General features: G+C 63.6%; 20 protein-coding genes and 1 tRNA gene. 13 read left to right on the plus strand and 8 right to left on the minus strand.

From position 1 onward, the window contains the following. Positions 1–20: 20 nt before the first annotated feature. The 3 genes from truB (at position 21) to pnp (ending at position 3,701) form a co-directional block, all read left to right on the plus strand. A complete protein-coding gene (gene truB / locus GRI40_RS11720; protein WP_237489204.1) occupies positions 21–914 on the plus strand; it encodes a tRNA pseudouridine(55) synthase TruB in 894 nt (297 codons plus the stop codon). Then, complete coding sequence (gene rpsO / locus GRI40_RS11725; protein ID WP_160611759.1) at positions 911–1,180, plus strand: 30S ribosomal protein S15; 270 nt, start codon at positions 911–913, stop codon at positions 1,178–1,180. Before truB ends, rpsO begins: the two co-directional genes overlap by 4 nt. A 208-nt stretch (positions 1,181–1,388) precedes the next feature. After that, the gene (gene pnp / locus GRI40_RS11730; RefSeq protein WP_160611760.1) at positions 1,389–3,701 is read left to right on the plus strand and encodes a polyribonucleotide nucleotidyltransferase; all 2,313 of its coding nucleotides are present in this window, start codon (positions 1,389–1,391) and stop codon (positions 3,699–3,701) included. Positions 3,702–3,985: 284 nt separating this feature from the next. On the opposite strand, the gene GRI40_RS11735 is transcribed toward pnp, so the two are convergent. Continuing rightward, positions 3,986–4,681, minus strand: a complete 696-nt coding sequence (locus GRI40_RS11735; protein WP_160611761.1) for a GcrA family cell cycle regulator — start codon at positions 4,679–4,681, stop codon at positions 3,986–3,988. 93 nt (positions 4,682–4,774) lie between these two features. On the opposite strand from GRI40_RS11735, the gene GRI40_RS11740 reads away from it, so the two are divergent. After that, entirely contained in the window at positions 4,775–5,674 is a 900-nt protein-coding gene (locus GRI40_RS11740; protein ID WP_160611762.1) for an ABC transporter permease, read from the plus strand. 9 nt (positions 5,675–5,683) lie between these two features. Here GRI40_RS11740 and hspQ read toward each other — a convergent pair whose 3' ends face one another. Continuing rightward, complete coding sequence (gene hspQ / locus GRI40_RS11745; protein WP_160611763.1) at positions 5,684–6,064, minus strand: heat shock protein HspQ; 381 nt, start codon at positions 6,062–6,064, stop codon at positions 5,684–5,686. Positions 6,065–6,244: 180 nt separating this feature from the next. Here hspQ and GRI40_RS11750 point away from each other — a divergent pair. Both GRI40_RS11750 and GRI40_RS11755 read left to right on the plus strand, forming a co-directional pair. Further along, positions 6,245–6,334, plus strand: a tRNA-Ser gene (locus tag GRI40_RS11750). A gap of 153 nt (positions 6,335–6,487) precedes the next feature. After that, a complete protein-coding gene (locus GRI40_RS11755) occupies positions 6,488–7,693 on the plus strand; it encodes a tyrosine-type recombinase/integrase (RefSeq protein WP_057883713.1) in 1,206 nt (401 codons plus the stop codon). Here the strand turns inward: GRI40_RS11755 and GRI40_RS13925 are convergent. Both GRI40_RS13925 and GRI40_RS11760 read right to left on the minus strand, forming a co-directional pair. Next, on the minus strand, positions 7,643–7,840 hold the full coding sequence (locus tag GRI40_RS13925; RefSeq protein WP_235510491.1) for a DUF5818 domain-containing protein: 198 nt from the start codon (positions 7,838–7,840) through the stop codon (positions 7,643–7,645). The two genes, GRI40_RS11755 and GRI40_RS13925, sit on opposite strands and share 51 nt — an antisense overlap. Positions 7,841–7,845: 5 nt before the next feature. Next, on the minus strand, positions 7,846–8,430 hold the full coding sequence (locus tag GRI40_RS11760) for a lytic transglycosylase domain-containing protein (protein ID WP_237489164.1): 585 nt from the start codon (positions 8,428–8,430) through the stop codon (positions 7,846–7,848). A 131-nt stretch (positions 8,431–8,561) separates the two neighbouring features. Here GRI40_RS11760 and GRI40_RS11765 point away from each other — a divergent pair, with 131 nt between their 5' ends. The 3 genes from GRI40_RS11765 (at position 8,562) to GRI40_RS11775 (ending at position 15,855) form a co-directional block, all read left to right on the plus strand. Then, positions 8,562–9,473, plus strand: a complete 912-nt coding sequence (locus GRI40_RS11765) for a DUF7146 domain-containing protein (RefSeq protein ID WP_237489165.1) — start codon at positions 8,562–8,564, stop codon at positions 9,471–9,473. A gap of 71 nt (positions 9,474–9,544) precedes the next feature. Continuing rightward, positions 9,545–13,777 carry a strawberry notch family protein gene (locus GRI40_RS11770; protein ID WP_160611764.1) on the plus strand — a complete coding sequence of 1,411 codons (4,233 nt, stop codon included), beginning with the start codon at positions 9,545–9,547 and terminating at the stop codon, positions 13,775–13,777. Positions 13,778–13,881: 104 nt separating this feature from the next. Continuing rightward, positions 13,882–15,855, plus strand: coding sequence for a ParB/RepB/Spo0J family partition protein (locus tag GRI40_RS11775; protein ID WP_160611765.1), 1,974 nt, complete (start codon positions 13,882–13,884; stop codon positions 15,853–15,855). Between the two features lie 250 nt (positions 15,856–16,105). Here GRI40_RS11775 and GRI40_RS11780 read toward each other — a convergent pair whose 3' ends face one another. Both GRI40_RS11780 and GRI40_RS11785 read right to left on the minus strand, forming a co-directional pair. After that, positions 16,106–16,867 (minus strand): MBL fold metallo-hydrolase, encoded by a 762-nt coding sequence (locus GRI40_RS11780; protein ID WP_131621675.1) that lies wholly within the window; start codon positions 16,865–16,867, stop codon positions 16,106–16,108. After that, on the minus strand, positions 16,864–17,307 hold the full coding sequence (locus GRI40_RS11785) for a beta-lactamase hydrolase domain-containing protein (RefSeq protein ID WP_131621677.1): 444 nt from the start codon (positions 17,305–17,307) through the stop codon (positions 16,864–16,866). Before GRI40_RS11785 ends, GRI40_RS11780 begins: the two co-directional genes overlap by 4 nt. 501 nt (positions 17,308–17,808) lie before the next feature. On the opposite strand from GRI40_RS11785, the gene GRI40_RS11790 reads away from it, so the two are divergent. Further along, on the plus strand, positions 17,809–20,313 hold the full coding sequence (locus GRI40_RS11790; RefSeq protein WP_131621679.1) for a heavy metal translocating P-type ATPase: 2,505 nt from the start codon (positions 17,809–17,811) through the stop codon (positions 20,311–20,313). Here GRI40_RS11790 and GRI40_RS11795 read toward each other — a convergent pair. Further along, entirely contained in the window at positions 20,305–20,847 is a 543-nt protein-coding gene (locus GRI40_RS11795) for an MAPEG family protein (protein WP_131621681.1), read from the minus strand. The genes GRI40_RS11790 and GRI40_RS11795 overlap by 9 nt on opposite strands. A gap of 77 nt (positions 20,848–20,924) precedes the next feature. Between GRI40_RS11795 and GRI40_RS11800 the strand changes: the two genes are divergently transcribed. The 3 genes from GRI40_RS11800 to GRI40_RS11805 all read left to right on the plus strand — a co-directional run bounded on the left by GRI40_RS11800 (position 20,925) and on the right by GRI40_RS11805 (position 24,526). Next, positions 20,925–21,746, plus strand: a complete 822-nt coding sequence (locus GRI40_RS11800; protein ID WP_131621683.1) for a universal stress protein — start codon at positions 20,925–20,927, stop codon at positions 21,744–21,746. Positions 21,747–22,686: 940 nt separating this feature from the next. Next, positions 22,687–23,043, plus strand: a complete 357-nt coding sequence (locus GRI40_RS13745; protein WP_057883271.1) for a bleomycin resistance protein — start codon at positions 22,687–22,689, stop codon at positions 23,041–23,043. A gap of 142 nt (positions 23,044–23,185) precedes the next feature. After that, positions 23,186–24,526 (plus strand): dihydrolipoyl dehydrogenase family protein, encoded by a 1,341-nt coding sequence (locus tag GRI40_RS11805; protein ID WP_160611766.1) that lies wholly within the window; start codon positions 23,186–23,188, stop codon positions 24,524–24,526. Here the strand turns inward: GRI40_RS11805 and GRI40_RS11810 are convergent. Continuing rightward, a complete protein-coding gene (locus GRI40_RS11810; protein WP_057883273.1) occupies positions 24,523–24,927 on the minus strand; it encodes a MerR family transcriptional regulator in 405 nt (134 codons plus the stop codon). The two genes, GRI40_RS11805 and GRI40_RS11810, sit on opposite strands and share 4 nt — an antisense overlap. Between the last annotated feature and the right edge of the window lie 243 nt (positions 24,928–25,170).

The raw sequence follows: 25,170 nt of genomic DNA on the forward strand, positions 1-25,170 counted from the left end.
TCCTCGACAAGCCACGCGGGATGGGTTCGACGCAAGCGGTGGCCGCGGTCAAGCGCGTCCTGCGCGCCGCGGGGCATGGCAAGGTGAAGATCGGCCACGGGGGCACGCTCGATCCACTTGCCGAAGGCGTGCTGCCGATCGCGCTGGGCGAGGCGACGAAGCTCGCGGGACGGATGCTCGATGCGAGCAAGGTTTATGATTTCACGATTCGTTTCGGCGCGGAGACCGATACGCTCGACACCGAAGGCACAGTGGTCGAACGGTGCGAACGACTGCCGACTCTGGCGGAAGTGGAAGCCGTGCTGCCGCGCTTCACGGGTGCGATCGAGCAGGTGCCGCCGGCCTATTCGGCGCTGAAGGTGGACGGCAAACGGGCGTATGATCGGGCGCGGGCGGGTGAAACGGTGGAACTCGCGACACGCAAGGTGACGGTGCTGGCGCTGTCGGTTCTCCCAGGTGCGCACTCTTCCACCCTTCCACGGCACGAAGTGACGCTCCGTGCCCATGTCTCGAAGGGAACGTACATCCGCAGCCTTGCCCGCGACATCGCGCGCGCACTCGAAACTTGCGGCCATGTCACCTATCTCAGGCGCACGCAGGCCGGCCCGTTTGCGGCCGATCAGGCGATTTCGCTGGACTTGCTGGAGCAAATCGGCAAGGGCGCGGCGCTTCAAGACCACCTCCTGCCGCTGGAGGCGGGGCTGGACGGTATCCCGGCTCTCGACCTCGATCGGACACACGCGCAGGCGGCCCGCCAGGGCCGGGTATTGTCCGATCAGGCCCTTCCCGACGGGCTGTTCCTCGCGCGGCATGCCGGCATCCCGGTGGCGCTGATGGAATCCATCGGGGGGACGGCGAAAGTCGTCCGGGGCTTCACGCATCCCCTCGATACCGCGAAAGACGACGACACATGACCATTACTGCCGAAAAGAAGCAGGAAATCATCAAGGACAACGCACAGGCTAAGGGCGACACCGGTTCGCCGGAAGTGCAGGTCGCGATCCTGACCGAACGTATCCGCAACCTGACGGATCACTTCAAGAATAACCACAAGGACAACCACTCGCGCCGCGGCCTGCTGATGATGGTCAACAAGCGTCGCAGCCTGCTCGCCTATCTGAAGAAGAAGGATGTCGAGCGGTATAACGCGCTGATCGCGAAGCTGGGCCTTCGCAAGTAGGTATTCTCGAAGGGGCGGCCATCGGGTCGCCCCTTCGTCTATTGCGGTCACGCCGGCGGTTGCCGGACTGGCCGATACGGGGCCTGGCGCACATCCGGTGCGCCGCGCCCGGGGCGACATGAAAAGCCCCGCACCGCACCGGGACGGCTTCCCCGGATTTTGAGGCCCCGCACCGCAATACGGCCGTGCGGGTCACGAAGGAAAAGACATGTTCGACACCAAGACTGTATCGATGGAGTGGGGCGGCAAGACCCTCACTCTGGAAACCGGGCGCATTGCCCGCCAGGCCGACGGGGCGGTTCTCGCCACCTACGGCGAAACCGTTGTGCTGTGCGCCGTCACCGCCGCGCGGACCGTGAAGGAAGGCCAGGATTTCTTCCCGCTGACCGTTCACTACCAGGAAAAGTTCTTCGCCGCCGGGCGCATTCCGGGCGGCTTCTTCAAGCGTGAGCGCGGCGCGACCGAGAAGGAAACGCTGACCAGCCGCCTGATCGACCGTCCCGTCCGCCCGTTGTTCCCCGAAGGGTTCTACAACGAGATCAACGTCATCGCCCAGGTGCTGAGCTATGACGGCGAGGTGGAGCCCGACGTGTTGGCGATGATCGCCGCTTCGGCTGCTCTCACCATCTCGGGCGTTCCGTTCATGGGCCCGATCGGCGCAGCGCGTGTCGGCTATGTCGACGGCGAATACACGCTCAACCCGCGCCAGGACGTGGCTGCGGCCGGTGCGCTCGACCTCGTCGTTGCCGCTACGCGCGACGCCGTGATGATGGTCGAATCCGAAGCCAAGGAGCTTTCGGAAGATGTCATGCTGGGCGCCGTCCTGTTCGCGCACGACGAGATCAAGAAGGTCGTGAACCTCATCGTCGAGCTGGCCGAACAGGCGGCCAAGGACGCCTGGCCGCTCGACAAGGTGGAAGACAAGTCCGGCACCCTCGAGGAACTGCGCGGGCTCATCGGCGAAGAACTCGCCGAAGCCTATCGCATCACGGACAAGGGCGAACGCCGCGACCGCATCGACGCCGCCCGTGCCAAGGCGCGCGAGCACTTCGAGAAGCTCGACCAGACGGACCCGGCCGAATACCTCGGCAAGCTCAAGCTGGTGAAGAAGCTGGAAAGCGACATCGTCCGCAAGGCGATATTGAAGGACGGCACCCGCATCGACGGCCGCCGCACCGACCAGGTCCGCCCGATCGAGAGCGAAGTCCACATCCTGCCCCGCGCCCATGGTTCGGCACTGTTCACCCGCGGTGAGACGCAGGCGATCTGCACGGCCACGCTGGGCACGAAGGATTCCGAACAGATGATCGACGGGTTGGAGGGCCTCTCCTACTCCAACTTCATGCTGCACTATAACTTCCCGCCCTATTCGGTCGGCGAAGTAGGCCGCTTCGGGGCGCCCTCGCGCCGCGACACCGGCCACGGCAAGCTGGCATGGCGTGCGCTTCGCGCGGTTCTGCCGAGCAAGGAAGACTTCCCGTACACGATCCGCGTGGTGAGCGACATCACGGAGTCGAACGGCTCGTCCTCCATGGCGACGGTTTGCGGCGGCAGCCTGGCTCTGATGGACGCCGGCGTGCCGCTCAAGCGTCCTGTCAGCGGCATCGCGATGGGACTGATCTTGGAAGGCCAGGAGTTCACCGTGCTCAGCGATATCCTCGGCGACGAGGATCACCTGGGGGACATGGACTTCAAGGTCGCGGGCACGTCCGAAGGCATCACCACGATGCAGATGGACATCAAGGTCGCCGGGATTACCCGCGAGATCTTCGAAGCTGCCCTGCGCCAGGCCAAGGAAGGCCGTGCGCACATCCTGGGCGAAATGACCAAGGCTCTGGGCGAAGCCCGCACGGAACTGTCGGCGCACGCCCCGCGCATCGAATCGCTGCAGATCGACAAGTCGAAGATTCGCGAAGTGATCGGAACGGGCGGCAAGGTGATCCGCGAGATCGTTGCCGAAACCGGCGCGAAGGTCGATATCGACGACGAAGGCCTGATCAAGATTTCCTCGTCCGACCCCGCGCAGATCGAGGCCGCCAAGGCCTGGATCCTGGGGATCGTCGAGGAGGCGGAAGTCGGCAAGATCTACGACGGCAAGGTCGTCAACATCGTCGACTTCGGTGCGTTCGTGAACTTCATGGGCGGCAAGGACGGTCTCGTCCACGTCTCCGAAATGAAGAACGAACGGGTCGAGAAGCCCACCGACGTCGTTTCCGAAGGCCAGGCCGTGAAGGTCAAGGTCCTCGAGATCGACCCGCGCGGCAAGGTTCGCCTGTCGATGCGCGTCGTCGATCAGGAAACCGGTGAGGAGCTGGAGGATACCCGTCCCCCGCGCGAACCGCGCGGTGATCGCGGTGGCGACCGGCGTGGTCCGCGCGCCAGCGGCGATCGTGGGGGGCGCGGTGATCGCGGCCCGCGCGGCGACCGCAACGGCGGGGGCGACCGCGGCCCGCGTCGCGATCGCGACGGCGACGACCGGGGCGGCGACAGCCACATTCCGGCCTTCCTCAAGGACGACTGATCGCTACCACAGCGAGTGAACGAGAAAGGGCCGCGGGGAGAATTCCCGCGGCCCTTTTTTCGTCCGCACACCGGCGAGTTCAATCGTGCGTATCTCTCGTGCGCCGAGCATCCGGGGAGCAGGTGCCATGGGACGCGTGACGTCAAGCGCGCACGCAGGGCCGGCAGATGCTCTGGTGGCTCGGTCGATTTCGCAGAGCAGCCCCATCCGTCTTGGGCGGGGGGCCGCTCGTTACCACGCTATCAAGGTGCGCGGACGATCAACCGCGCGTGCGTCGCTAAAGGTCAGCGAACCCGGGGACCGCCGAAGGGAAGGGGCGGAGGGGGGCGGCGCTGGCCGCGCGGCAACTGCGCTTGGTAGGCCCTGCCACAATGTTCTACGCAATAGGGAAAGCCCGGATTCACCGCCTCGCCGCAGAAGTGGAAATCCGCCTCGCCCGGGTGGCCCATCGGCCACCGGCATAGCTTGTCGCTGAGGTCGAGCAGGCTGGTCTTGCCGGCAATCTCCGGACTCGGCTTGGCCGGCACCAGTCGGCGCGGCGGCGCTGGCGGGATCGGGGCCTGCTGGTCGCCTGGACCCTGGCGCAGGAAGCCGCCGGGACCGACCGACACGATGCGCTGGTGGCTGACCGGGTTGGGCATCGGTTGGCTGGGCGTGTCGCTGCGCCCTGCAGGCCGATCGGCTTCGGCAGCCGGATCGGGCCGGGCGGCAGGCGCCGGGGGTGGCGCCGGCGTCGCAACCGGGGCGGGCTTGCGCGCGGCGGGCTTCGCCGGGGCCGCCGCGGCGGGCGCGTCCTTTGCCTCGGGCTTGTCATCGTTTGGCTTCACGGGCGATGGGCGTGCCCTCAGCCCCAGGCGGTGTGCCTTGCCGATCACCGCATTGCGGCTGACCCCGCCAAGCTCGTCGGCGATCTGGCTGGCGGTCGATCCGCCTTCCCACATCTTCGTCAGGGTGGCGATACGTTCGTCGGTCCAGCTCATCGGGTCGGTTCGTTCCTGTAATGCGGCATTCGGGAGGTGCCGCCGCCTTCGCTTCGCTTGCGCCGGGCAGTGCTTGGCACTAGTCGCGGCGCCATGGCCAATCAAGTCCAGTCCCACCGTCCCGCGGACCAGGTCGGCCCGCGGCCCGCCGGCCAGCAGACGGGGACAACACCGACCTTCCGCCCGCGCGGGGAGCCAGTGATCCAGGGGATAAACCGGATCGGCGTGTGGAGCCTCTATATTAAGGAGGTCCGCCGGTTTCTCAAGGTGCAGACCCAGACGATCTGGGCCCCGGCGGTCACCACGCTGCTGTTTCTCGTGATCTTTTCAGTGGCGATGGGGCGAGGGGATCGGCTGATCCTAGGCGTGCCCTTCGCCACGTTCGTGGCGCCCGGGCTGATCGTGATGGGGATGATGCAGAACGCGTTCGCCAACTCCAGCTTCAGCTTCCTGTCGGGCAAGATTCAGGGAACGATCATCGATCTCCTGATGCCACCCCTTTCGACTGGCGAACTGATGGCCGGCATCGTCGGCGCCGCCGTCACCCGCGCGGTGGCCGTGGGTCTCGTGGTCGGCGCTGCCATGATGCTCTTTCCCGGAGTCAGCCTGTCGATGGCGCACCCGTGGGCGGTTGTCTGGTTCGGCCTGATGGGCGCGGTGATGCTCGCCGTGCTCGGCCTCGTCACTTCGATCTGGGCGGAGAAGTTCGACCACGCAGCGGCCGTGACCAACTTCGTCGTGGCGCCGCTGAGCCTGCTGTCGGGCACGTTCTACGTGATCGACAACCTTGCGCCTGCTTTCCAGGCGATAAGCCGCGCAAATCCGTTCTTCTATGTGATCAGCGGCTTCCGCTTCGGCTTCCTGGGGCGGAGCGACATCGGCGATACCAACATGGCGGTCGTCCACAGCGCTCTGGGGCTCGGACTGTTCAACCTGGCCTTGCTGGTTGGCGCTTACTTGCTGCTGCGGTCAGGCTGGAAGCTGAAGAGCTAAGACGCAAACTCAGTGCGAAAGACCGCGCCGGAGGCGGTAGCGGCCCTCGGAGAAATCATCGAACAGTTCGCCCACTTGCGGGTGTTCCACCGGGCCGTTTTCAGCGTCGGACATCAGGTTCTGCTGGCTGACATAGGCGACGTAGGACGATTCGGAATTCTCGGCCAGCAGGTGATAGAACGGCTGCTCGCGCGACGGACGCACCGCGGCCGGAATGGATTCGTACCATTCCTCGCTATTGGCGAAGACCGGGTCGATATCGAACACGACGCCGCGAAAATCAAACAGCCGGTGCCGCACCACCTCGCCCACGGCGAAGCGGGCCGACGCGTGAAGCGGCGCCTCGATCGTGCGGCCGGCCTGGGGCGAAAAGAACTGCGAACGGTGCATTGTGCCGCCGAATATAGGTTGGCCGCGAGGCGAGGCAAGGCAGCGACGCCGACAGTCCCCCATGCTGTCGCCGGCTCACGCATCGTCGCGCTTCAAGGGGACTTGGCAATGGCCGCCCGCTCGGCTAGGCGGCGCCCTCTTTCGACCCCGCCCGTTCGCGGGCTGCACGAATGACCTCGCGGAGAGGTGGCAGAGAGGTCGAATGCGCCGCACTCGAAATGCGGTGTGCGGGCAACCGTACCGTGGGTTCGAATCCCACCCTCTCCGCCAATTACCAATTCCCTATACTTCCCGGATTGTCTCTAAAAGCGGCGGATTTCCGCCATTTTCTGGCTTGCTGTCATCTCAGTTGTTCTCTATATGTTTCACGACATCTCCCGCATGGTGTGGGGAAGAATGTGGGGAAAGGAGTGTGGCGGACGCATGGGAAGCCTAACCGCAATCAAGGTTAGAAACCTCAAGGATGCCGGACGCTATTCCGACGGCAGCGGGTTGATCCTTGTCCTCAACCAGTCGGGCAAGGCTAGCTGGATCGTGCGTGTGCAGAATGCCGGACGCCGAAGGGATATAGGAATCGGCTCCTATCCTGAAATTTCATTGGGCGAGGCGCGCGAGACCGCTGCGGATGTGCGCCGACAGGCCAAGGCCGGGATCGACGTGATCGCCGAGCGCAAGAAGGAAAAGAACGTCATTCCCACCTTCCGCGGCGCCGCCGTGAGAGTCCACGAAGAGCACAAGGCCAGTTGGAAGAACGGCAAGCATCAGGCCCAATGGTTGGCGACGTTGCAGACCTATGTATTTCCTCACATTGGCGAGCGGCTCGTCTCGGAGATCGAAGGCCCGGCAATTCGTGATGCCCTAGCACCAATCTGGCTCGCTAAGCCGGAAACCGCCCGCCGGGTTCGGCAGCGAATAGGCACGATCCTCGACTGGTCCTATGCGAAGGGTTATCGGACTACCGAAGCACCAATGCGCTCAATCGCGAAGGGATTGCCAAGGCAGCCCAGGAAGTCGGGCCATTTTGCGGCGATGCCTTTTGAAGAGGTCCCTGCGTTTCTCGCGAAGTTGCGTAGCCGCACCTCAATCGGCCGCTTGGCCTTGGAGTACCTGATCCTCAACGCTTCGCGCTCGGGCGAGGTGCGGGGGGCATGTTGGTCGGAGATCGATCTCAAGGCAGCGGTTTGGACGATTCCTGCCGAGCGCATGAAAATTAACCGCGAGCATCATGTTCCACTTACGCCCCAAGCCCTGGATGTCCTTGAAAGAGCCCAGGTATTCCGCTGTGAGGCGAGCGACCTTGTCTTCCCTGGGCAACGACCGAAGCTTCCGATGTCCGACATGACATTGCTGAAGATCGTGCGTGACATGGATCTCGATTGCACCGTCCACGGCTTTCGCTCCTCGTTTCGCGATTGGGTCGCCGAGGAAACTGATTATCAGGGAGAAGTGGCAGAGGCGGCTCTCGCCCACACAATTTCGAACAAGGTTGAAGCCGCGTATCGGCGAACCGATTTCTTCGCGAAGCGCAAGAACCTGATGCGGGATTGGGCGGATTTCTGTTTAAGCAGGGAGCAAAGGTCAATGGGCCGGAGAACCGATCCAGGCGGCCCGCAGCCGATCGAGTCCTGAAACTACGCCTTCGGCAATGATGTCGTTACCCACAAGAGCGCTATCGGGTGCGCAATCTTCGAGGATCCAACGTTCACCTGCATCGGTAATGACCGCGAATCCGCGGGGAGTGTGTTCAAGGCGTCCGGTGATGCGTTTGCGATTCATGTCGATTAATTTGTGTATGCCATCCAACGACCGAGAACGTTGCGCACATAACCCGGCGTCTCGCGATTCCTTGGAATCCCGCCTGCCTTCCTCACGGCGCCGGGTCCAGCGTTGTATGCGGCAAGGGCGAGATGTACCGATCCGAACCGATCTAGCATCTGCCTGAGGTAGCGCGCACCACCCTCGATATTCTCCCTCGGATCATGCCGGTTTGCGACGCCGAGTTCGCGGGCGGTGGCCGGCATCAGTTGGGCCAGACCTGCCGCCCCTGCGGGACTGACCGCAAGCGGGTTGAACCGGGACTCCGCCCAGATCAGAGCCTGAAGAAGCCGCGGCGGTAGCCGATACCTTAACTCGGCGTCGCGGATGAGCGGCAGGTAGATCGCTTCCCGATAGCCGGAAACGACTGCGCGAAACGCAAGTGTACTTTCCGTCGAGCGCGGACTGCTTTCGCTGCCCAAGCTTTCCGCACTGGGCCCAACCGACGCTCCATAGTCGTGATCGAAAATTCGAAATTCCTGAGCGATTGCTCCTTCGGCAGCCGTCAGGCTCGCTGCACAGATCAAGCCTGCAATGAACCGCCTTGCCATTTCGCGTTCTCCTCGATTACTCCGAATCACAAGAGAACATAAAAAGAACATCAACCTGTAGGAAAGCGATTAAACACCGCAAAGAGGAGAGGCAGCGCTGGGGACGCGAGCAGACGATACGGAGTCTTCCGATGCAGGTCCGAAGTGAAGGTCAGAACACACAATCCCTCGAAGCAACTGCTCGCCAGCTCTGCAAAAGCCGCGGCGGGCGCTGGTCCGGTTCCAAGGGCATGGCCCGGTGCCCGGCTCACGATGATCGCACTCCCTCGCTCGGCGTCACGCTGGGCCGACGTGCTATCCTGTTCCATTGCTTTGCCGGGTGCGACCAAGCGAGCGTGATTGACGCTTTCAGAAGGGAGGGGCTTTCGCCCGCGCAGCTGTTCGGCGGCCTTCCGCCGAATGCCGGAGAATCGACGGTTGAGCGGTTGCCCTCGCGGGGTGCGCTCCGGACATGGCATGGCGCCTCGCCCCTGAACGACAGCCCGGCCAAAGCTTATCTCGAAGCGCGGGGTATCACGGCTGTCTCGCCCGCGCTGCGCTTCAACTCCCGAACGCCTCTAGGGCCCAAAGGCCGCGCGCAATTCATTCCAGCAATGATTGCAGCCGTCAGCCTCGACGAAGGGCCAATCGCTATTCACCGAACATTTCTCGATGCGGAGGCGCCCAGGCTCGCGGCATTCGACGGCCCGAAGCGTGCACTCGGTGCGCTCCGATCAGCCGCCGTCCGACTGTTCCCTGCGACCGATGGAGTGCTGGGCATCGCCGAAGGTGTTGAAAGCGCGCTCTCAGCTCGCGCACTCACCGGCGTCCCGTGCTGGGCAACGCTGGGTAATGAGCGCTTTGCGCTCGTCTCGATCCCAGAAAGCGTCACCGAGCTCCATCTCTTTGTCGATTACGATGCAGGCGGCCAATTGGCGGTGGAACGCGCGCTCCAGAGCCATGCGCTCGAAGGCCGGACCATCCATGTCCGGCGTCCTTCAAGGCGCGACACCGACTGGAACGACGAACTGGTGAACTGGCTCGCCCGCAAGCGGGCTTCGTAGAGAAGAGAAAGCTTTGGCCTCGTGATCGGCAGAAGGCTTCGTGCCCGATGCCTCCATCAGGAGGACCAACAATGCTTCAGTTCGAACTTTTAGAACCCGATGCTGAACCTCGTGCCCAGCCCTTGGCGGTGACGATCGGCGAACGGATAGCCTCTCGTCTGGCCGACGGCTGCCATCTTACGCGTAGCTCCATTTCTGCGCTCTTTGCCGAAGAGACCGGGATCCAGACCTGGGGGACGGGTTGGTCCATCGACGACTACAACGATGCGATCGAGATCGGCGCGCTTCTGTGGCTGAAGTCTCACGGCCGGATTACGCTCGGTACCGCGATCCATGAAGCGGACGCGCGCTTTGAATGGCTCGAAACCGCCTTGCCCCCCCGCCATGTGCGTAGCGAGGCGCAGATCGAGCTGCAGCAGTTCTCGACCCCTCCCATGCTGTCCTGGCTCATGGCGCGAGCGGCTCAGCTTCGCTCGTCCGATCAGGCCCTCGAGCCTTCGGCAGGTAATGGCGCGCTTGCCCTATGGCCGGCTGTTCAAGGCTCCGACCTCACGCTCAACGAGATCGATCCTGCTCGCCGACAGTCACTTGCCCATCTGTTTTCCGATGCAGCAGTGACCGCTCACGACGGTGAGGTCATCGATCATCTCCTGACCCACAGGCCGCCAACCATAGTCCTCATGAATCCGCCGTTTGCGCGCAGTCGCGAGCGTGGGGTCAGTGCGGCAACGGCGTTGCGCCACCTTCGCAGCGCGTTCCGTTTCTCGAAGAGCGCCGCTCGCCTCGTCGCGATCATGCCGGAAGGTTTCGATGCGTCTCGCTTCGCCAGCTCGTTGAGCGATGCCAGGCTGCGGCTCGATGTGCGCATCGCCGGCGCGTTCCGGAGGAACGGCACAGGCGTTCCCGTGCGGATGGTGGTGTTCGACAAGACCATCGACGACAAACCGGTGGTCACTGCGGAAGCGGACGATTTGTCCGAACTGGCAACGCTGATCGGCCGACTCCCGCCGCGCGCTCGCGATACTCCGGACCTTGCCGTGCTGACCGCGCGGCCCGCGACCGGCACTTTGAGAAAGCCAGCAAAGGCCCGGCCCGCGGCTCCGTTTGCTACTCGCCCCGTACCTGGCGAGCCGTTCGAAGAGCTCGGTTATGTTACCCTCGATGAGCCCGCGCCCGTTCCGGAGCAGACAGGGATCTACCTTCCCTATCGCCCGAGCCGGATCCGGATCGAAGGCGCGCCGGTCCATCCGACGCCGCTCGTGGAGTCCATCGCGATGGGGTCGGTCGCGGCTCCGATACCGACAGTGCGCCCAAAGATGCCCGCCGACTGGCGAACACGCGAATTGCTTTCCGAAGCCCAACTTGAAACGCTCGTCTATGCCTGCGAGGCGTTTTCGCATGATCTGCCAGGGCGCTTCCGAGCCACTCAGGAAGGAACCACGCTCGAGCAGGCCGAGGATGGAGCTCGTTATCGTCAGGGCTTTTTTCTCGGCGACGGCACCGGAGCGGGAAAGGGGCGGCAGATCGCGTCGGTGATCATGGATCGCTGGCTTGACGGCGAACGCCGACACATCTGGATTACCAAGAATGAGGCGCTGCTCGAGGATGCCCGCCGTGACTGGGAAGCACTCGGCGGCATGCGCCTCGACATTCAGCCACTCTCCGGGTGGAAGCTGGGAGTACCGGTTCGTTGGTCCCAGGGCATCCTCTTCATTACCTATCCGACGCTTCGCTCGGGTCGCGCAGACGATACGCGGCTTGACCAGATCCTCGCTTGGACTGGCGATGATTTCAACGGCGTGATCGCGTTCGATGAGGCCCACGCGATGGCCAACGCCGTAGGCAGCCGTAATGCGCGCGGCGCTTCGAAAGGCTCCGAACAGGGCATGGCTGGACTAAGACTGCAGAACCGGCTTCCTCGCGCCCGGATCCTCTACGCCTCAGCTACCGGCGCTTCGGACATTTCCAACCTCGGATATGCGACCCGCCTCGGCTTGTGGGGGGCCGAAACCGCTTTCCCGACACATGAGGCGTTCACGACCGAAATCCGGGCAGGCGGTGTCGCGGCGATGGAGCTCGTCGCCAGGGATCTAAAGGCTCAGGGCCTCTACCTTTCCCGCGCTTTGTCATTCGCGGGAGTCGAGTACGAAATCCTCGAGCACCGTCTGACCGATGCGCAGATCGCCATCTACGATGCTTATGCCGAAGCCTGGGCAATCATTCATCGCAATCTCGACGAGGCGCTTCAGGCGACGCGGATAGTCGATGAGGACAGCGGCGACACACTCAACCGCAACGCTAAGGCTGCTGCGCTGTCCATTTTCGAAGGCACCAAGCAGCGGTTCTTTGCGCAGCTCCTGCTCTCAATGAAACTCCCGAGCCTGGTCCCCGCGATGGAGGAGTCGCTCGCGACCGGCCACTCGGTCGTCGTGCAGCTGGTCTCGACCGCCGAGGCGATGCTCGACCGCCGCTTGGCCGATCTCACTCCCGAGGAACGCGAAGCGCTCGATATCGACCTCTCGCCGCGCGAGTATGTCATCGACTATCTCGCAAAGAGCTTCCCCACTCGCCTGATGCAGATCTTCACCGACGAAGACGGCAATCTGCGCTCCGAACCGATGAGCAACGACGATGGAAATCCGGTCATGTGTCCACGCGCCGTCGCCGCGCGCGATGCGCTGATCGAACAGCTCTGCGCCCTGCCGCCGATCGCAACCGCGCTCGATGCGATCATCGAACACTTCGGAACCAGCATCGTCGCCGAAGTTACGGGCAGGACGAGACGGCTGGTCCTGGGGCGGGACGGACAGCAGCGGCTCGAACGCCGCGGCGGGTCTGCCAATGTTGCCGAGGCTCAGGCCTTCATGGATGGCGCCAAGCGCATCCTTGTCTTTTCCGACGCCGGCGGGACGGGCCGGTCCTATCACGCCGACCTCAATTGCCAGAACCGGCAGCGGCGCGTGCATTTCCTGCTTGAGCCGGGGTGGCGCGCCGACAATGCGATCCAGGGCCTGGGGCGGACCAACCGCACCAACCAGGCTTCGGCGCCGCTGTTTCGTCCCGTGACCACCGATGTGAAGGGTGAGCGGAGGTTCATCTCGACGATCGCGCGGCGGCTCGACAGCCTCGGCGCGCTCACCCGCGGACAGCGGCAAACGGGTGGACAGAACCTGTTCGATCCGGCCGATAATCTGGAAAGCGATTACGCCAGAGACGCGCTGACCCGCTGGTTCCACCTGCTATACGACGGCAAGCTCGAGGCGACGAGTTTCGCCCATTTCGTGCGCCAGACCGGCCTACGGCTCGAAGGTCCCGAGGGCGGTCTTACAGACGACCTGCCCTCGATCCAGCGCTGGCTCAACCGCGTGCTCGCGCTGCCGATCGGGATGCAGAATGCGATCTTTGACGAGTACCTTGCCCTCATCGAAGCGCGCATCGAAGCTGCGCGAGAAGCGGGAACACTCGATCTCGGGCTCGAAACGGTCAAGGTCGACAGCTGTCGAGTTATCTCGGATCAGATCCTTCGGACCGACCCGTTGACCGGCGCCGAAACCCGCCTCCTCTCGCTGGAGATCGAGCGGCACTTGCGGCCACTGCGCTTCGGGCGGCTCGCGCGGCTGCATGACATTGACTCGCCTGGTGCCATACCACTCCACAACGCCCGTTCGGGCCGGGTGGCTCTCAGCGTTCCCGCGCGCCGTTTGATTGCCGACGACGGCAGTGTGATCGAGCGGCGGCGTCTGCTGCGACCGCTCAAATCCGACAACTGGACCCGCGAGGCGCTCGCCGAAAGCGCCTGGGAGGCCATCGATTCGGCTTCGTTCGAACGTCTCTGGCGCGCCGAAGAGATCGAAGCCGCCAAGGAGCCGGTCCGCGAACGCGTGCACCTTGCAACCGGGCTGCTACTCCCGGTCTGGAAGCGCCTGCCCGACGATCACGTGCGCGTGACCCGTATCGTCTCGGCCGACGGAACCTCCATCATCGGCCGCGAGGTGGCGGCCGCGGATATCGCCAAGGTGTCGCAGACCTTCGGCCTCGGCAACCCGGTCTTGCCTACTCCCGGCGAACTGGCCGCTCTCGTCCTCTCGAGCGGCACCGCACAGTCCTTGCAGAGCCATGATCCGCTGACGGTCAAGCGCAGTCTCGTCGGCGGCGAGCAGCGCATCGAGCTGACTGGCTTCGCGCCCGACCGGCTCGACTGGTACAAGGCCAAGGGCTGCTTCTCCGAGATCATCCGCTACCGGACGCGCCTGTTCGTGCCTGTGGCCAATGGGCCGGCCATTCTCGAAGCGCTTGTTCCCTGATCAGTGGCAGTACGTCCCACAGCAGAGAGAAGAGAGTGCCTTGGGCTGGCGAACCTTGTGGGATGCACCCGCACCGGTTCGTTCAATCCATCAGGAGACGATCGATGATCCAGTCTATTCCCTTGAAGAAGCTCGTCCCGAGCCCCCGCAACGTCCGGAAAGTAAGCGATGCTACCGCCGATGCCCAGCTCAAGGCCGATATCGCCGCTCGCGGCCTTCTCCAGAATCTGGTCGTGCGCAAGGCGACGCGCGGCAAGTTCGAAGTCGAGGCCGGCGGCCGGCGGCTTGCCGCATTGCATTCGCTTGCCGAGGACGCCGCAATTCCCACAACCCACGAAGTGACCTGCCTCGTCATCGAAGGCGACGAACGCGAAGTGCGCGAAGCAAGCCTGGCCGAGAACTTCCAGCGCCTGGCCATGAATCCCGCTGACGAAGCGCAGGCCTTCGCCGCAATCATCGAAGCGGGCGCCACCACGGAGGACGTCGCCCGGCGCTTCGGCCTGACCGTCCGCTTCGTCGAGGGCCGACTGCGGCTCGCTTCGCTTGCGCCGTGCGTCTTCGAAGCGCTGGTGGAAGGCGCGATCACCCTCGACATGGCCAAGGCCTATGGCGCGGTCTCGGATACCGAGCGGCAAGCTCATGTCTTCGCCGAGCTGCAGGACGCCTGGTATCAGGTCACGCCCGACACGATCCGGCGAATGGTGCTGGACGCGACCGTGCGCGGCAGCGACCCGCGCGCGATCCTGGTTGGCCGCGAGGCCTATCTTCAAGCCGGCGGGCGGATCGAGCGCGAGCTTTTCGACGACGATGCCAGCGAGAGCTGGGTCGATATCGCGCTGCTCGAGGGTCTCGCTCAAAAGAAAATGGAGGAGGCAGCGAGCGTCAAAGCGCGGGAACTCGGCCTAGCGTGGGTCCGTCCGACACTCGGGGCCTATGTCTGCCACGAACTGATCGAGGGGCTCAGCCGCCTTTCCGCCGAGCCGGCCCCGCTGAATGAAGCGGAAGCCGAGGAGCTGTCGATACTCGAGGCAGACTACGACCGTGAAGCGGCAGTCCTCGAGGACGAGGACAGCAGCGAGGAGGAGGTCGCCAGAGCCGAGGAGCAACTGGCCCGCATCGATCGGGCCATGCGAGCGCTCAACGATCGCCCGCCGGTGCTTGCCGAAGATCTGAAGGAAGAAGCGGGAGCCTTCCTGGTCCTGTCGCGCGGTGGCGAGCCTACCCTTGTTCCGCAGTACTACACCGCAAGTGAGGTAGCACAGTCCGACGAGGGCATCATCGAGCCCGTCGAAGATGGCGGTGATGCGTCGAGCAAGCCTGCAACTTATTCGCAGCGACTGCTCGACGAACTTGCGATGCAGCGCCGTGATGTGCTTGCCGTCCATCTTGCCAACGACCCCGGCCTGGCTCTCGACGTCATGATCTTCACGCTGGCTGATGCCGATGGTCACGACTGGCGCGCCAAAAAGGCGCTCACGATCTCTGGGCCGGCGGCGAGCGGCCCGGTCTCGGGATTTGAAGCCAAGGATGCTCCGGCGAGTGCGGCGCTGGCAGAGTTCACTGGTTCGCTCGACGAAAGCTGGCGCGCCGGCGCCTCGGAAGTTGAGCGCTTCGTAGCGTTCCGAGGACTTCCCGACGAAGCACGGAGCCTCTGGCTCGGCTTCGTGGTCGCGCGTACGCTCATTGCCAGCCTCAATACCGATGGTGAGCGCGGACTCCCGCTCCACGACGCGCTGGGCGCCTTGCTCGAGATCGAGATGGCGCATTGGTGGAGGCCGACGGCGGCGAACTTCTTCGATCGCGTGCCCAAAGCGCGCATCCTCGAAGCCTTCGATGCCGTGGGCGGGCCCGAGCTTGTCAGCCGCTATGCCGGTTCCAAGAAGGCCGATCTTGCTTCGGCTGCCGAACGCATCTTCTCGGGCGAGTTCATCGGCGAGAAGGACGTCAAGGAGCAGGCATTGGCTTGGCTTCCGGCCGTCATGCGCTTTGGCATTCTTAAGGAGGAAGCCGCTAGCGACGAAGAAACGTCTGCTGGGTCGGAGGACGCTGGCAACGAACTGACCGAGCAAGCTGCCTGAACCTCCTGACAGGTGGTTTTGCGCGGTTGGCGGCCCGTCCATTCCGGACGGGCCGCCTTGAGTTGTTTTGGCTGGAATTGGGCCTCGGGTTGCATGACAGGTCTCGGTGACCGCCGTCGCCTCCTTGCGCGCAAGGTCCAGCAGTTGGGAGATTCGCCGCTTCTTGGAGGCGAAGTTGTACTCGACGGCGGACTGGCTGCTGTTTGCCCATCAACGCAGTCAGCAGCGAAACTCGCAGAGTCGTGGGCTCTTAGCTCGGCCAACCCTGTGGAGACTTGCCGCCGATCCGATGAAGCTGTTCCACGGCATCTTCGGGGCAGTCGCCGCATTTGCGATTGGCTGGGACCGCCACGTCGATTTTCTTCGGGTACGGGAGGTCGAGATTGGTCATGATTTCCTCGAACTCTTCGAAGGGAATCGCGTCGTTCAGCCGCGGATTGCGTTCGCGCTCCTGAGCCACGGTGGACACGTGTCGGTGCTGATAATCGTGCGCGGGATAGACAAGAGTGTCCGGAGGCAAGGTAAAGATTTTCTCGTGAACCGAGCGGAAGAGCGCAGCCGTGTCACCGTTTTGAAAGTCCGTTCGGCCGCAGCCATCGATTAGCAACGCATCCCCGGTAAATACCCTAGGCTGTCCGCCATGATCCAGAAGATAGCAATGATGCGTCTCCGTGTGCCCCGGAGTGAAGAGGGGACGAAAGCTCAAGTCGCCGAGATTTAGCGGCCGATCCTCCGCAACGCCGATATCCGCGCAAGGGAGATCGTCCTGCGCAGGGTAAGCGACCTTGCAGCCTGTGAGCGCTCGCAACCGGCAAGCAGAGGTGATGTGGTCGGCATGGATGTGGGTGTCGAGCGTGTAGGCAAGCCTTAAGCCGAGGTCCTTTATAGTTTGAAGATCGCGATCGACCGTCTCCATCACCGGATCGAGCAACAGGGCCTCGCCGGTGTCCTGCCAGCCGAATAGGTAAGTGTAGGTCGAGGATTCCGGCTCGAACAGTTGTCGGAAGATCATGACCGCGCTCCACGTTCGATCAGGGGCTGGAGATCGGCCTCGCTGAATTTGAGCCCAGCGGCTTGCGCCTTCGCGGCAGCTTTGCTTGCGCTTGCATCATGCCGATAGGCCCAATCGGCTAGCGCCATGAGGCTCGCGCGCTTGCCACTGGCGCAATGAATGGCGATGGGCGCCGGCAGTTGTTCCAGTTCGGCGCTGATGATCGAGGCGGTTCCTGCGTTAAGGTCCGAGGGCGTCACTGGGAAACTCCGGTAGGCAAGTCCGCTCCTGTTCGCCTCCTCACCTTCGGTGTCCGGAGCCAAGACTTCGCCGGCTTCTCCGGGTGCGCGCAGGTTCACAACGGACCGCATGCCGGCGCGTGAGAGATCTCTCACATCCGCTTCGTTCGGTGGCCGTGTGAAAATGTGGAGCCTTTCGTCGAGTTCGATCAGGCCATCCATTTATCTGCTCCTCCAATCGCGTGCCCCGAGACGAGTTGTCAGCGGCGAAGAACATGGCGTCGCCTTCGGGCATGGTCTCTGGTTTGAATCGGATAGACGCGTTCGAGGTTCCCTCGACAGCGTATCCCCTCCGATTGAACATCAGACCATGTCCCGGCCGAGCAAGGCAGCCGAAACATCTTCAGGCTCAGGACTTATTGATGGGTCCAGAAAATGGTCGCAGTTCTCGACGAGGCGGAGTTGTCGATAGAGGTACCGTTGCACGGGAGGACGCTTTGCGGTTCGACTTTCATGCGGTGCAGCGTGCGACCAACGCCAAGCCCAACCAGTCTCCGTCGCAGCCGTAAGGCGCTCACCCCTGCAGCGCGTCGAACATCGACGCGGCAACTGCTGGCTACTCGTCGTCTCGGTAGCTAACGACTGGTGGTTTCGCATTTCGATGCAAACTGTCGCGCTCCGCACGTTGTGCGCCTTTTCTGAAACAGCCAAAGGGGAACGACCATGGCGGAAAAAACCAAGCTCGACCTCCCTGTCCTTCTTCCTGACATCCCCGATGCCGCCGACGCTTGCGTCGTGCGCCTCCTGGCCCGCCTTAAGGAACGCGACGGTATCAGCGATGCGCACGTCGCGCCTGCACAGGATGGCCAGCCTGCCAATTTGTGCATCCACTACGATCCCGAGGTTCTGCCGCTCTCGCGCATTACGGAGCTCGCGACGAGCGCCGGCGCGCGCATCACTTCCCGCTTCGGCCACGCTCTGCTCGATCTTCCCGGCCCGACGCATCAGCGCCACGCACGTCTTCTCGGCGACCGGCTACGCAGCCTGCCCGGTGTCATCGAAGCGGAAGTCAGCGCGGCCGGCAAGGCACGCGTCGAGTTCGATCACGACAGCATCACCCTCGAGCAGATCCAGGCCGCGCTCGCCGACAGGGCTGTTCCACCTCCGGCAACTGGTGCGGGCGACCATGCCGGCCACGATCACGCGCCCGGAGAGCGTGATCATGGCGAGGAGGGCCACCAACATGACCATGGCGGCATCTTCGGCGCCAATACGGAGTTGGTCTTCGCGCTCGTTTGCGGAGCCTTGCTCGGCCTTGGCTTCGCCGCCGAGAAGCTGATTGCGGGCGCGCCGGATTGGTTGCCGCTTGCCTGCTATCTCGCCGCCTATGCTTTCGGCGGCGTGTTCACGGTGCGCGAGGCAGTCGAGAACCTGAGGCGCAAGCGTTTCGAGATCGATACGCTGATGCTGGTCGCCGCCGCGGGTGCCGCGGCGCTGGGTGCCTGGGCCGAGGGCGCGTTGCTCCTGTTCCTGTTCAGCCTGGGCCACGCGCTCGAACATTATGCGATGGGCCGCGCCAAGCGGGCGATCGAGGCGCTCGCCGAGCTCGCCCCGAAGACCGCCGTCGTGCGACGTGGCGGCGGGACCGAGGAGGTCCCGGTGGACGCACTGGTCGTCGGCGATGTCGTCCTGGCCAAGCCCAATGAGCGGCTACCTGCCGACGGCTTCGTGACGAAGGGCGACAGCAGCATCAACCAGGCGCCGGTCACCGGCGAGAGCATGCCCGTCGACAAGCGCGCCGTTGCCGACCGCGAGGCGGCGCGTACGAACCCGGAAGGGATCGATGCGGCGCATCGGGTCTTCGCCGGAACGATCAACGGCAGCGGCGCTATCGAGGTCGAGGTCACTCGCCTGGCGAGCGACAGCGCGCTGGCCAAGGTGGTCAAGCTGGTGAGCGAGGCGGAGACGCAGAAGTCGCCGACCCAGCGCTTCACCGACCGGTTCGAGAGGATCTTCGTGCCGGCAGTGCTGGTTCTCGCGGTGCTGCTGCTGTTCGCCGGGGTCGTGATTGACGAACCCTTCCGCGACAGCTTCTACCGCACCATGGCAGTGCTGGTGGCGGCGAGCCCCTGTGCGCTTGCCATCGCCACGCCCAGCGCGGTCCTGTCGGGCGTCGCGCGCGCGGCGCGCGGCGGCGTGCTCGTCAAGGGCGGCGGGCCGCTTGAGAATCTCGGCTCTCTGACCGCGATCGCGTTCGACAAGACCGGAACTCTCACCATGGGCGAGCCGCGCATCACGGATCTCGTGCCGATGCCCGGCGCGTCGGAAAGCGAACTTCTGACCACCGCCGTCGCGGTCGAGGCGCTGAGCGATCATCCGCTCGCCGCGGCAATTGTCAAGGACGGCACAGCGCGGCTCGGCGATACGACGGTGGCCCCCGCATCGGACCTCGAGAGCCTGACCGGGCGGGGCGTGCGCGCGACCCTCGACGGCGATACAGTGCTGATCGGCAAGGCCGAGATGTTCGGCAGCGATGGGGTGGCGCCACTTTCCCCCGAGGCGGCGGCGGCGATCGAGCAACTGCGCAACAACGGACGCACCACAATGGTCGTGCGACGCGGCGCTCGTGATCTCGGTGTCATTGGGCTGCTCGACACGCCGCGCGAGGCGGCGCGGCAGACCTTGGTGGTCTTGCGGTCGCTCGGGATGACGCGGATGATCATGATCTCCGGCGACAACCAGAGAGTTGCCGAGGCGATCGCGCGTGAGGTCGGGCTCGATGAGGCTTGGGGCGACCTGATGCCGGAGGACAAGGTCGAGGCGATCAAGAAGCTCAGCGCCGAGGGCAAAGTCGCAATGGTCGGCGACGGCGTCAACGATGCCCCGGCGATGGCGCGCGCAACCGTCGGGATAGCGATGGGCGCAGCGGGCTCGGATGTCGCGCTCGAGACAGCCGACGTTGCCCTGATGGCGGACGACCTATCGCACCTTCCATTCGCCGTGGGGCTCAGCAGGCGCACCCGCTCGATCATCCGCCAGAACGTGTTCGTCAGCCTGGGGGTGGTAGCTATTCTCGTGCCCGCAACGATCTTCGGGCTTGGCATCGGACCCGCGGTCGCGATGCACGAAGGCTCCACTCTTCTCGTGGTGACCAATGCGCTCCGGCTGCTCGCTTATCGAGACCCGAGATCGCGCGGCGAGCCAGTTCCCACCTCAGTGTCAGGTTGACGCAAGGAGCCAGACGCTAAGCCCATAGAGGAACAAGGTTGGAATGACGGTGGTCACGACCCCGAAAGCTCGTCCGCCTGCGCCGTGCGGATAGCCGATCATGAACGTGACGCGGCCGACGGCGAACAGGACCACACTCGCCGGGAGAAACGCGAGCGCGGGACCGGTTGCCAGCGTTGCAAACGCCAGATGGCTTCCTACCGCGACAAACGCCTGCTCGAGCGTGTTCTGCAGAAACGCTACCTTGACGGCGATGGCCGGGCTCGGCGGGCCGAACGCAGAGCCGCGATTGTCCGCGGCGGAACGAAAGCGCCCGCTCGATACCCGCTGCACGCCGATCAAGACCCACAGGAATACGAAGATGTCGGCCTGAATGGCGAACGCAAGACGTTGCGCCAACCCCTCGGGGAAGCGCATCACCAACGGGAGCAGCTGATAGGCGGCCGCCAAGCTGCCTGAGCAGAAGGCCATCGCCAGCGCAGCGCGGGCCATCACCTTTCGCTGCTCCGACTTCAATTCGACTGCGCCGATCATGCCGTCCGATTGTTTTGCAGGATTGTCCGTACATTGCAATTTGGCCGAACGGCATCGGGAGTGCTACCGTACCCGCCATGAAGAACAAGGAACCCGGGAGCTTCCGCGAGATCGTCGTCGATGCCTGTCCGAGTGGCGACGTGCATCGAACGCTGGAGCACGCCTGCGAAATGGCCGTCGAGTTCGGCGCCAGCCTGTCCGTCGTCTCCTTCGCCTGGCCGCGCAGTTCCATCGTGGGCGACGTACTGGCCGCGAGCGCTCTTTCCGCGCACGAGCAAACGCGCGCGATGGAAGAGGCTCTTCGAGGCACGCGCAGTGCTTTCGACGCGGTGCTTTCCGGAACAGCAGTGGAAGCAGAGTGGTGTTCCGCCATAATCGAGCCATCCGCGGCGTTGCGAGAGCATCTTCTTACCGCCGATCTGCTTATCACCAGCGCCGATGACGAAGGAGCCTGTGTGTCGCCGGATCCGGCCGAACTCATTCTAGCATCGGGAACGCCCGTCCTTCGTCTTGGCAAAGGGATCACAACCCACCGCTTCCCGAAAATTATCGTCGCGTGGAAGGATTCCTCGCAAGCTCGCCGGGCCGCTCATGACGCCTTGCCCTTCCTGCAGCGCGCGGACAGTGTAACTGTGGTTGGCGTAGGGGACGAAGTGTCCAGCGACCGACTGGCAGCCGTCTCAAGGCATTTGCGCCGCCATGAGGTTGCGGCCAAACACGTTCATGTTTCGCGCCGAGGAAACGCTGCAATTGATTTGCTCGACCAAGCGGAACGTGAGGAGGCAACCCTAATCGTTGCTGGCGTTTATAGCCGCACTCCATTCGCAGAGCGCATGCTCGGCGGCGTAACTGCCGAATTGATAAAGAATACCGAAACATCCTGGTTCATGGGTCACTAAGCGATCTTCGGAATCGGCACATACCTGCCTTGGGAATTACCTCGCACCAAGTGTTGCCTGAGGAATCCTCCACGCCGAAAGACCTAAGGGCCCCGTGGTACACGGATCGGCGCATTCGCGATTCGCGTGGCAGTGGCCAGATGCCTGCCCTGAATGTGGAGCGAAGTACTTGAAGCGGCCGCCGTATGAGTCCCCTTGGCCACGGACCACCCGACCCACCACGCCGGAGTAGTCAGAGCGGCTGAGGACGGAAAGCGGCGGCGAACGTCGGTATTTGACGCACCGCGCTGACAAACATAACATATGCGTGTCGCCGTTCGCGCTACCTTAGTAAGGCTTTAGGCCGCCGCTCACTGCTACTGACCGCCGCATCTGTGGGTAGACGCTGTTGCTTACGGCGCGAGGTGGCCGTTAACGGACCGCTCGCTCCGGGTCTTCTGTAAACGGGAGCGGACCATCCGCTTCGGACGATTCGCTTCCGCGGACTGAAGCTCAGCGCTAGCTCACGGTGCAATCGGCTCAACTAATCGCGGCCACATTGGCGAAGAAGAAGCAAATTGCGAACCCAGGCGGCTCCCGTGTGCGTGGCTTCGCGCCAATCGCCATTGTCGGAGGTGAAGCAGCAGGCGTTGGCCTGGGTTCCGGCCGTCATGCGTTTCGGCACTCCAAGGGAAGAACCCATCGACAACGATGAAACGTCTGCTGGGTCGGAGGACGCTGGCAACGAACTGACCGAGCAAGCTGCCTGAACCTCCTGACAGGTGGTTTTGCGCGGTTGGCGGCCCGTCCATTCCGGACGGGCCGCCTTTAGTCGTTTTGACCAAGTCTGAACCGTCAGTCGTTCTACCTAGTGGATGAGACGTCTTCGCTAGATATTCAGCAGGAACGCCGTTGCGAACGTCTGCCTGGAGCTCCATGATGAGCAGCGAGGGGATGCGAGATCGATCACGCTACAGCCAACCTGCCGTCGAGGGATTTTGAGGTCACCTCAAAATTTTTCGCCAAGTTGGGGTTCGGGCAGGACTGGCGGGATGACGGCTGGATGATCTTGAAGCGTGACAGCATGATACTGGAGTTCTTCCCACATCCAGACCTGAACCCAGCCGAAAGCTGGTTCAGTTGCTGTCTTCGGCTTGATGACGTGGCCGCGTTTTACTCGGTTTGTTTAGACGCTGGAGTGCCAGAGCAATGTTGGGGTCACCCCCGGGCTCAGCCCCCGCAGCAGGAAGATGGCGGTCTCCTGATCGGAGCCCTGATCGATCCGGACGGAACCCTCATTCGCCTTATCCAAAACTGATTGCCGCGCCGGCCTTCGAGCTCACCCGCAATCAACGAGCGCAATGAATGTCAACGGGGTCGACACCGCAGCGCACGGCCGTTGATCCCCTTGGGGAACCTGTATCAGCTACAGCATCGTTCTCCTCTTGAGGAGCGCGCAAATGGACTACGATTTGATAATCATCGGCACGGGCACGGCGGCAATGGTCGCAGCGATGCGGGTGCGCGATGCAGGCTGGACGGTTGCTGTCGTCGACGAGAAGCCGTTTGGTGGCACCTGCGCCTTGCGCGGTTGCGACCCCAAGAAGATGCTCGTCTCGGGCGCGGAGGTCATCGATGCGGAGCGCCGGATGAGCGGACACGGCGTCGACGGTGATTTGCGGATCGACTGGCCGGAATTGATCGGTTTCAAGCGCACCTTTACCGATCCCGTGCCGGAGAAGCACGAGCACCGCTACCGCGATAAGGGCATCGACACTTTTCACGGTGCGGCCAAGTTCACCGGCCCGAACTCACTCAAGGTCGATGCAGCAGAGTTAAGCGGCCGTCATGTTCTGATCGCCTCGGGCGCCGCACCCGTGCCGCTCGGTATCGCGGGCGAGGAGCATCTGGTCGATAATGAGTTCTTCCTGGCCATGGAGCAACTGCCACGGCGGATCGTCCTGGTCGGCGGCGGCTACATTGCAGCGGAGTTTTCCCACATTGCCGCACGCGCTGGCGCCAAGGTGACGGTGGTCCAGCGCGGTCCGCGCATGCTGACGCATTTCGAGCCGGAGCTCGTCGGCTGGTTGACGGAGTCGTTCGACAGTATCGGGGTGCAAGTCATGACCGATACGACTGTGGTTGCGATCGAGCGCAACGACAGCGGATTTGTCGTGCATGGCGAAAGACGCGACGACAGGATCGCTGTGGAGGCCGACCTGGTCGTTCACGCCGCCGGCCGCGCCCCTGCACTCGACCGTCTGAACCTCGAAGCCGCCGATGTTGCTGTCGCTCAAGGTCGGCTCAAACTCAACGAGTACCTGCAGAGCGTCACCAACCCGGCAGTTTATGCAGCTGGCGATTCTGCCCAGCAGGGACCGCCGCTGACGCCTGTTTCGAGCCATGATGCGAAGGTGGTCGCGGGCAATCTGCTCGAAGGCAACCAGCGGACGCCGGACTATCGGGGCGTGCCGAGTGTCGCCTTTACGCTTCCGCCAATTGCCGCTGTGGGCATGGGCGAGGACGAGGCGCGCAGATCGGGAGCGCAATTCCGGTTGAAATGCGAGCGCGCTTCGCGCTGGTACACGGCGAGGCGGCTTGCCGAGCCGGTCTACGGATACAAGACGCTGGTCGAGGAAGGCACGGGTCGAATTCTGGGTGCGCACCTCGTCGGTCCTCACGCGGACGAGATCATCAACATCTTCGCTCTGGCTATTCGGCACAACCTCACTGCCGATGATCTGAAGAGCACCATGTTTGCTTATCCTACCGGGGCATCGGACGTAGGCTACATGCTCTAGGGGGCAACGCCATCCAGCATGTCGATGACCGGACAGTCGGGCACGTGCCCACCCGAACAGCGCTCGACCGTAGAGGCGAGCAGCCGCTCCAGTCGTTCGAGATCCGCCATCTTGCGCCTGACCTGGTCCAGATGATGAACCGCGATTTCGCGAACTTCGTCGCAGCACGCCTCCTCGGGGCCGCCCAGTTCAAGGATGGCGCGCACTTCGCCAGGCGTGAAGCCAAGCTCCCTCGCCCGCTTTATAAAGCTCAGGGCCCTGACATGCTGGTCGGTAAAGACCCTGTGGCCGCCTTCGGTTCGATCGGGCTCGGCGAGGAGGCCAACTTTTTCGAAGTAGCGAATTGTCTCGATATGCACGCCTGTGCGGCGGGCGAGTTCGCCTATCGAAAGACCGCCCACGCAGAAACTCCTTGATCCTGTAGCTACTACAGGTGGCACATAGCGCCGAATCGCGCTGGAGACGAGACCTGACTGATCGAAGTGCCCCTCCCGTTATCCGATTGCAGGGACCCGAGCGAGGTGTCGCTGCCGTGGGAACGGCGGCCAGTTTGACCGCCCTGTTCTCTGCTGCTGCGTGCTGCGTGCTGCCTCTCGCGCTCGCCGGACTAGGGCTCGGAGCAGGCGGTCTCGCTGTATTCGTTC

The sequence above is a fragment of the Tsuneonella aeria genome, assembly GCF_009827495.1.
Taxonomy (GTDB): domain Bacteria; phylum Pseudomonadota; class Alphaproteobacteria; order Sphingomonadales; family Sphingomonadaceae; genus Tsuneonella; species Tsuneonella aeria.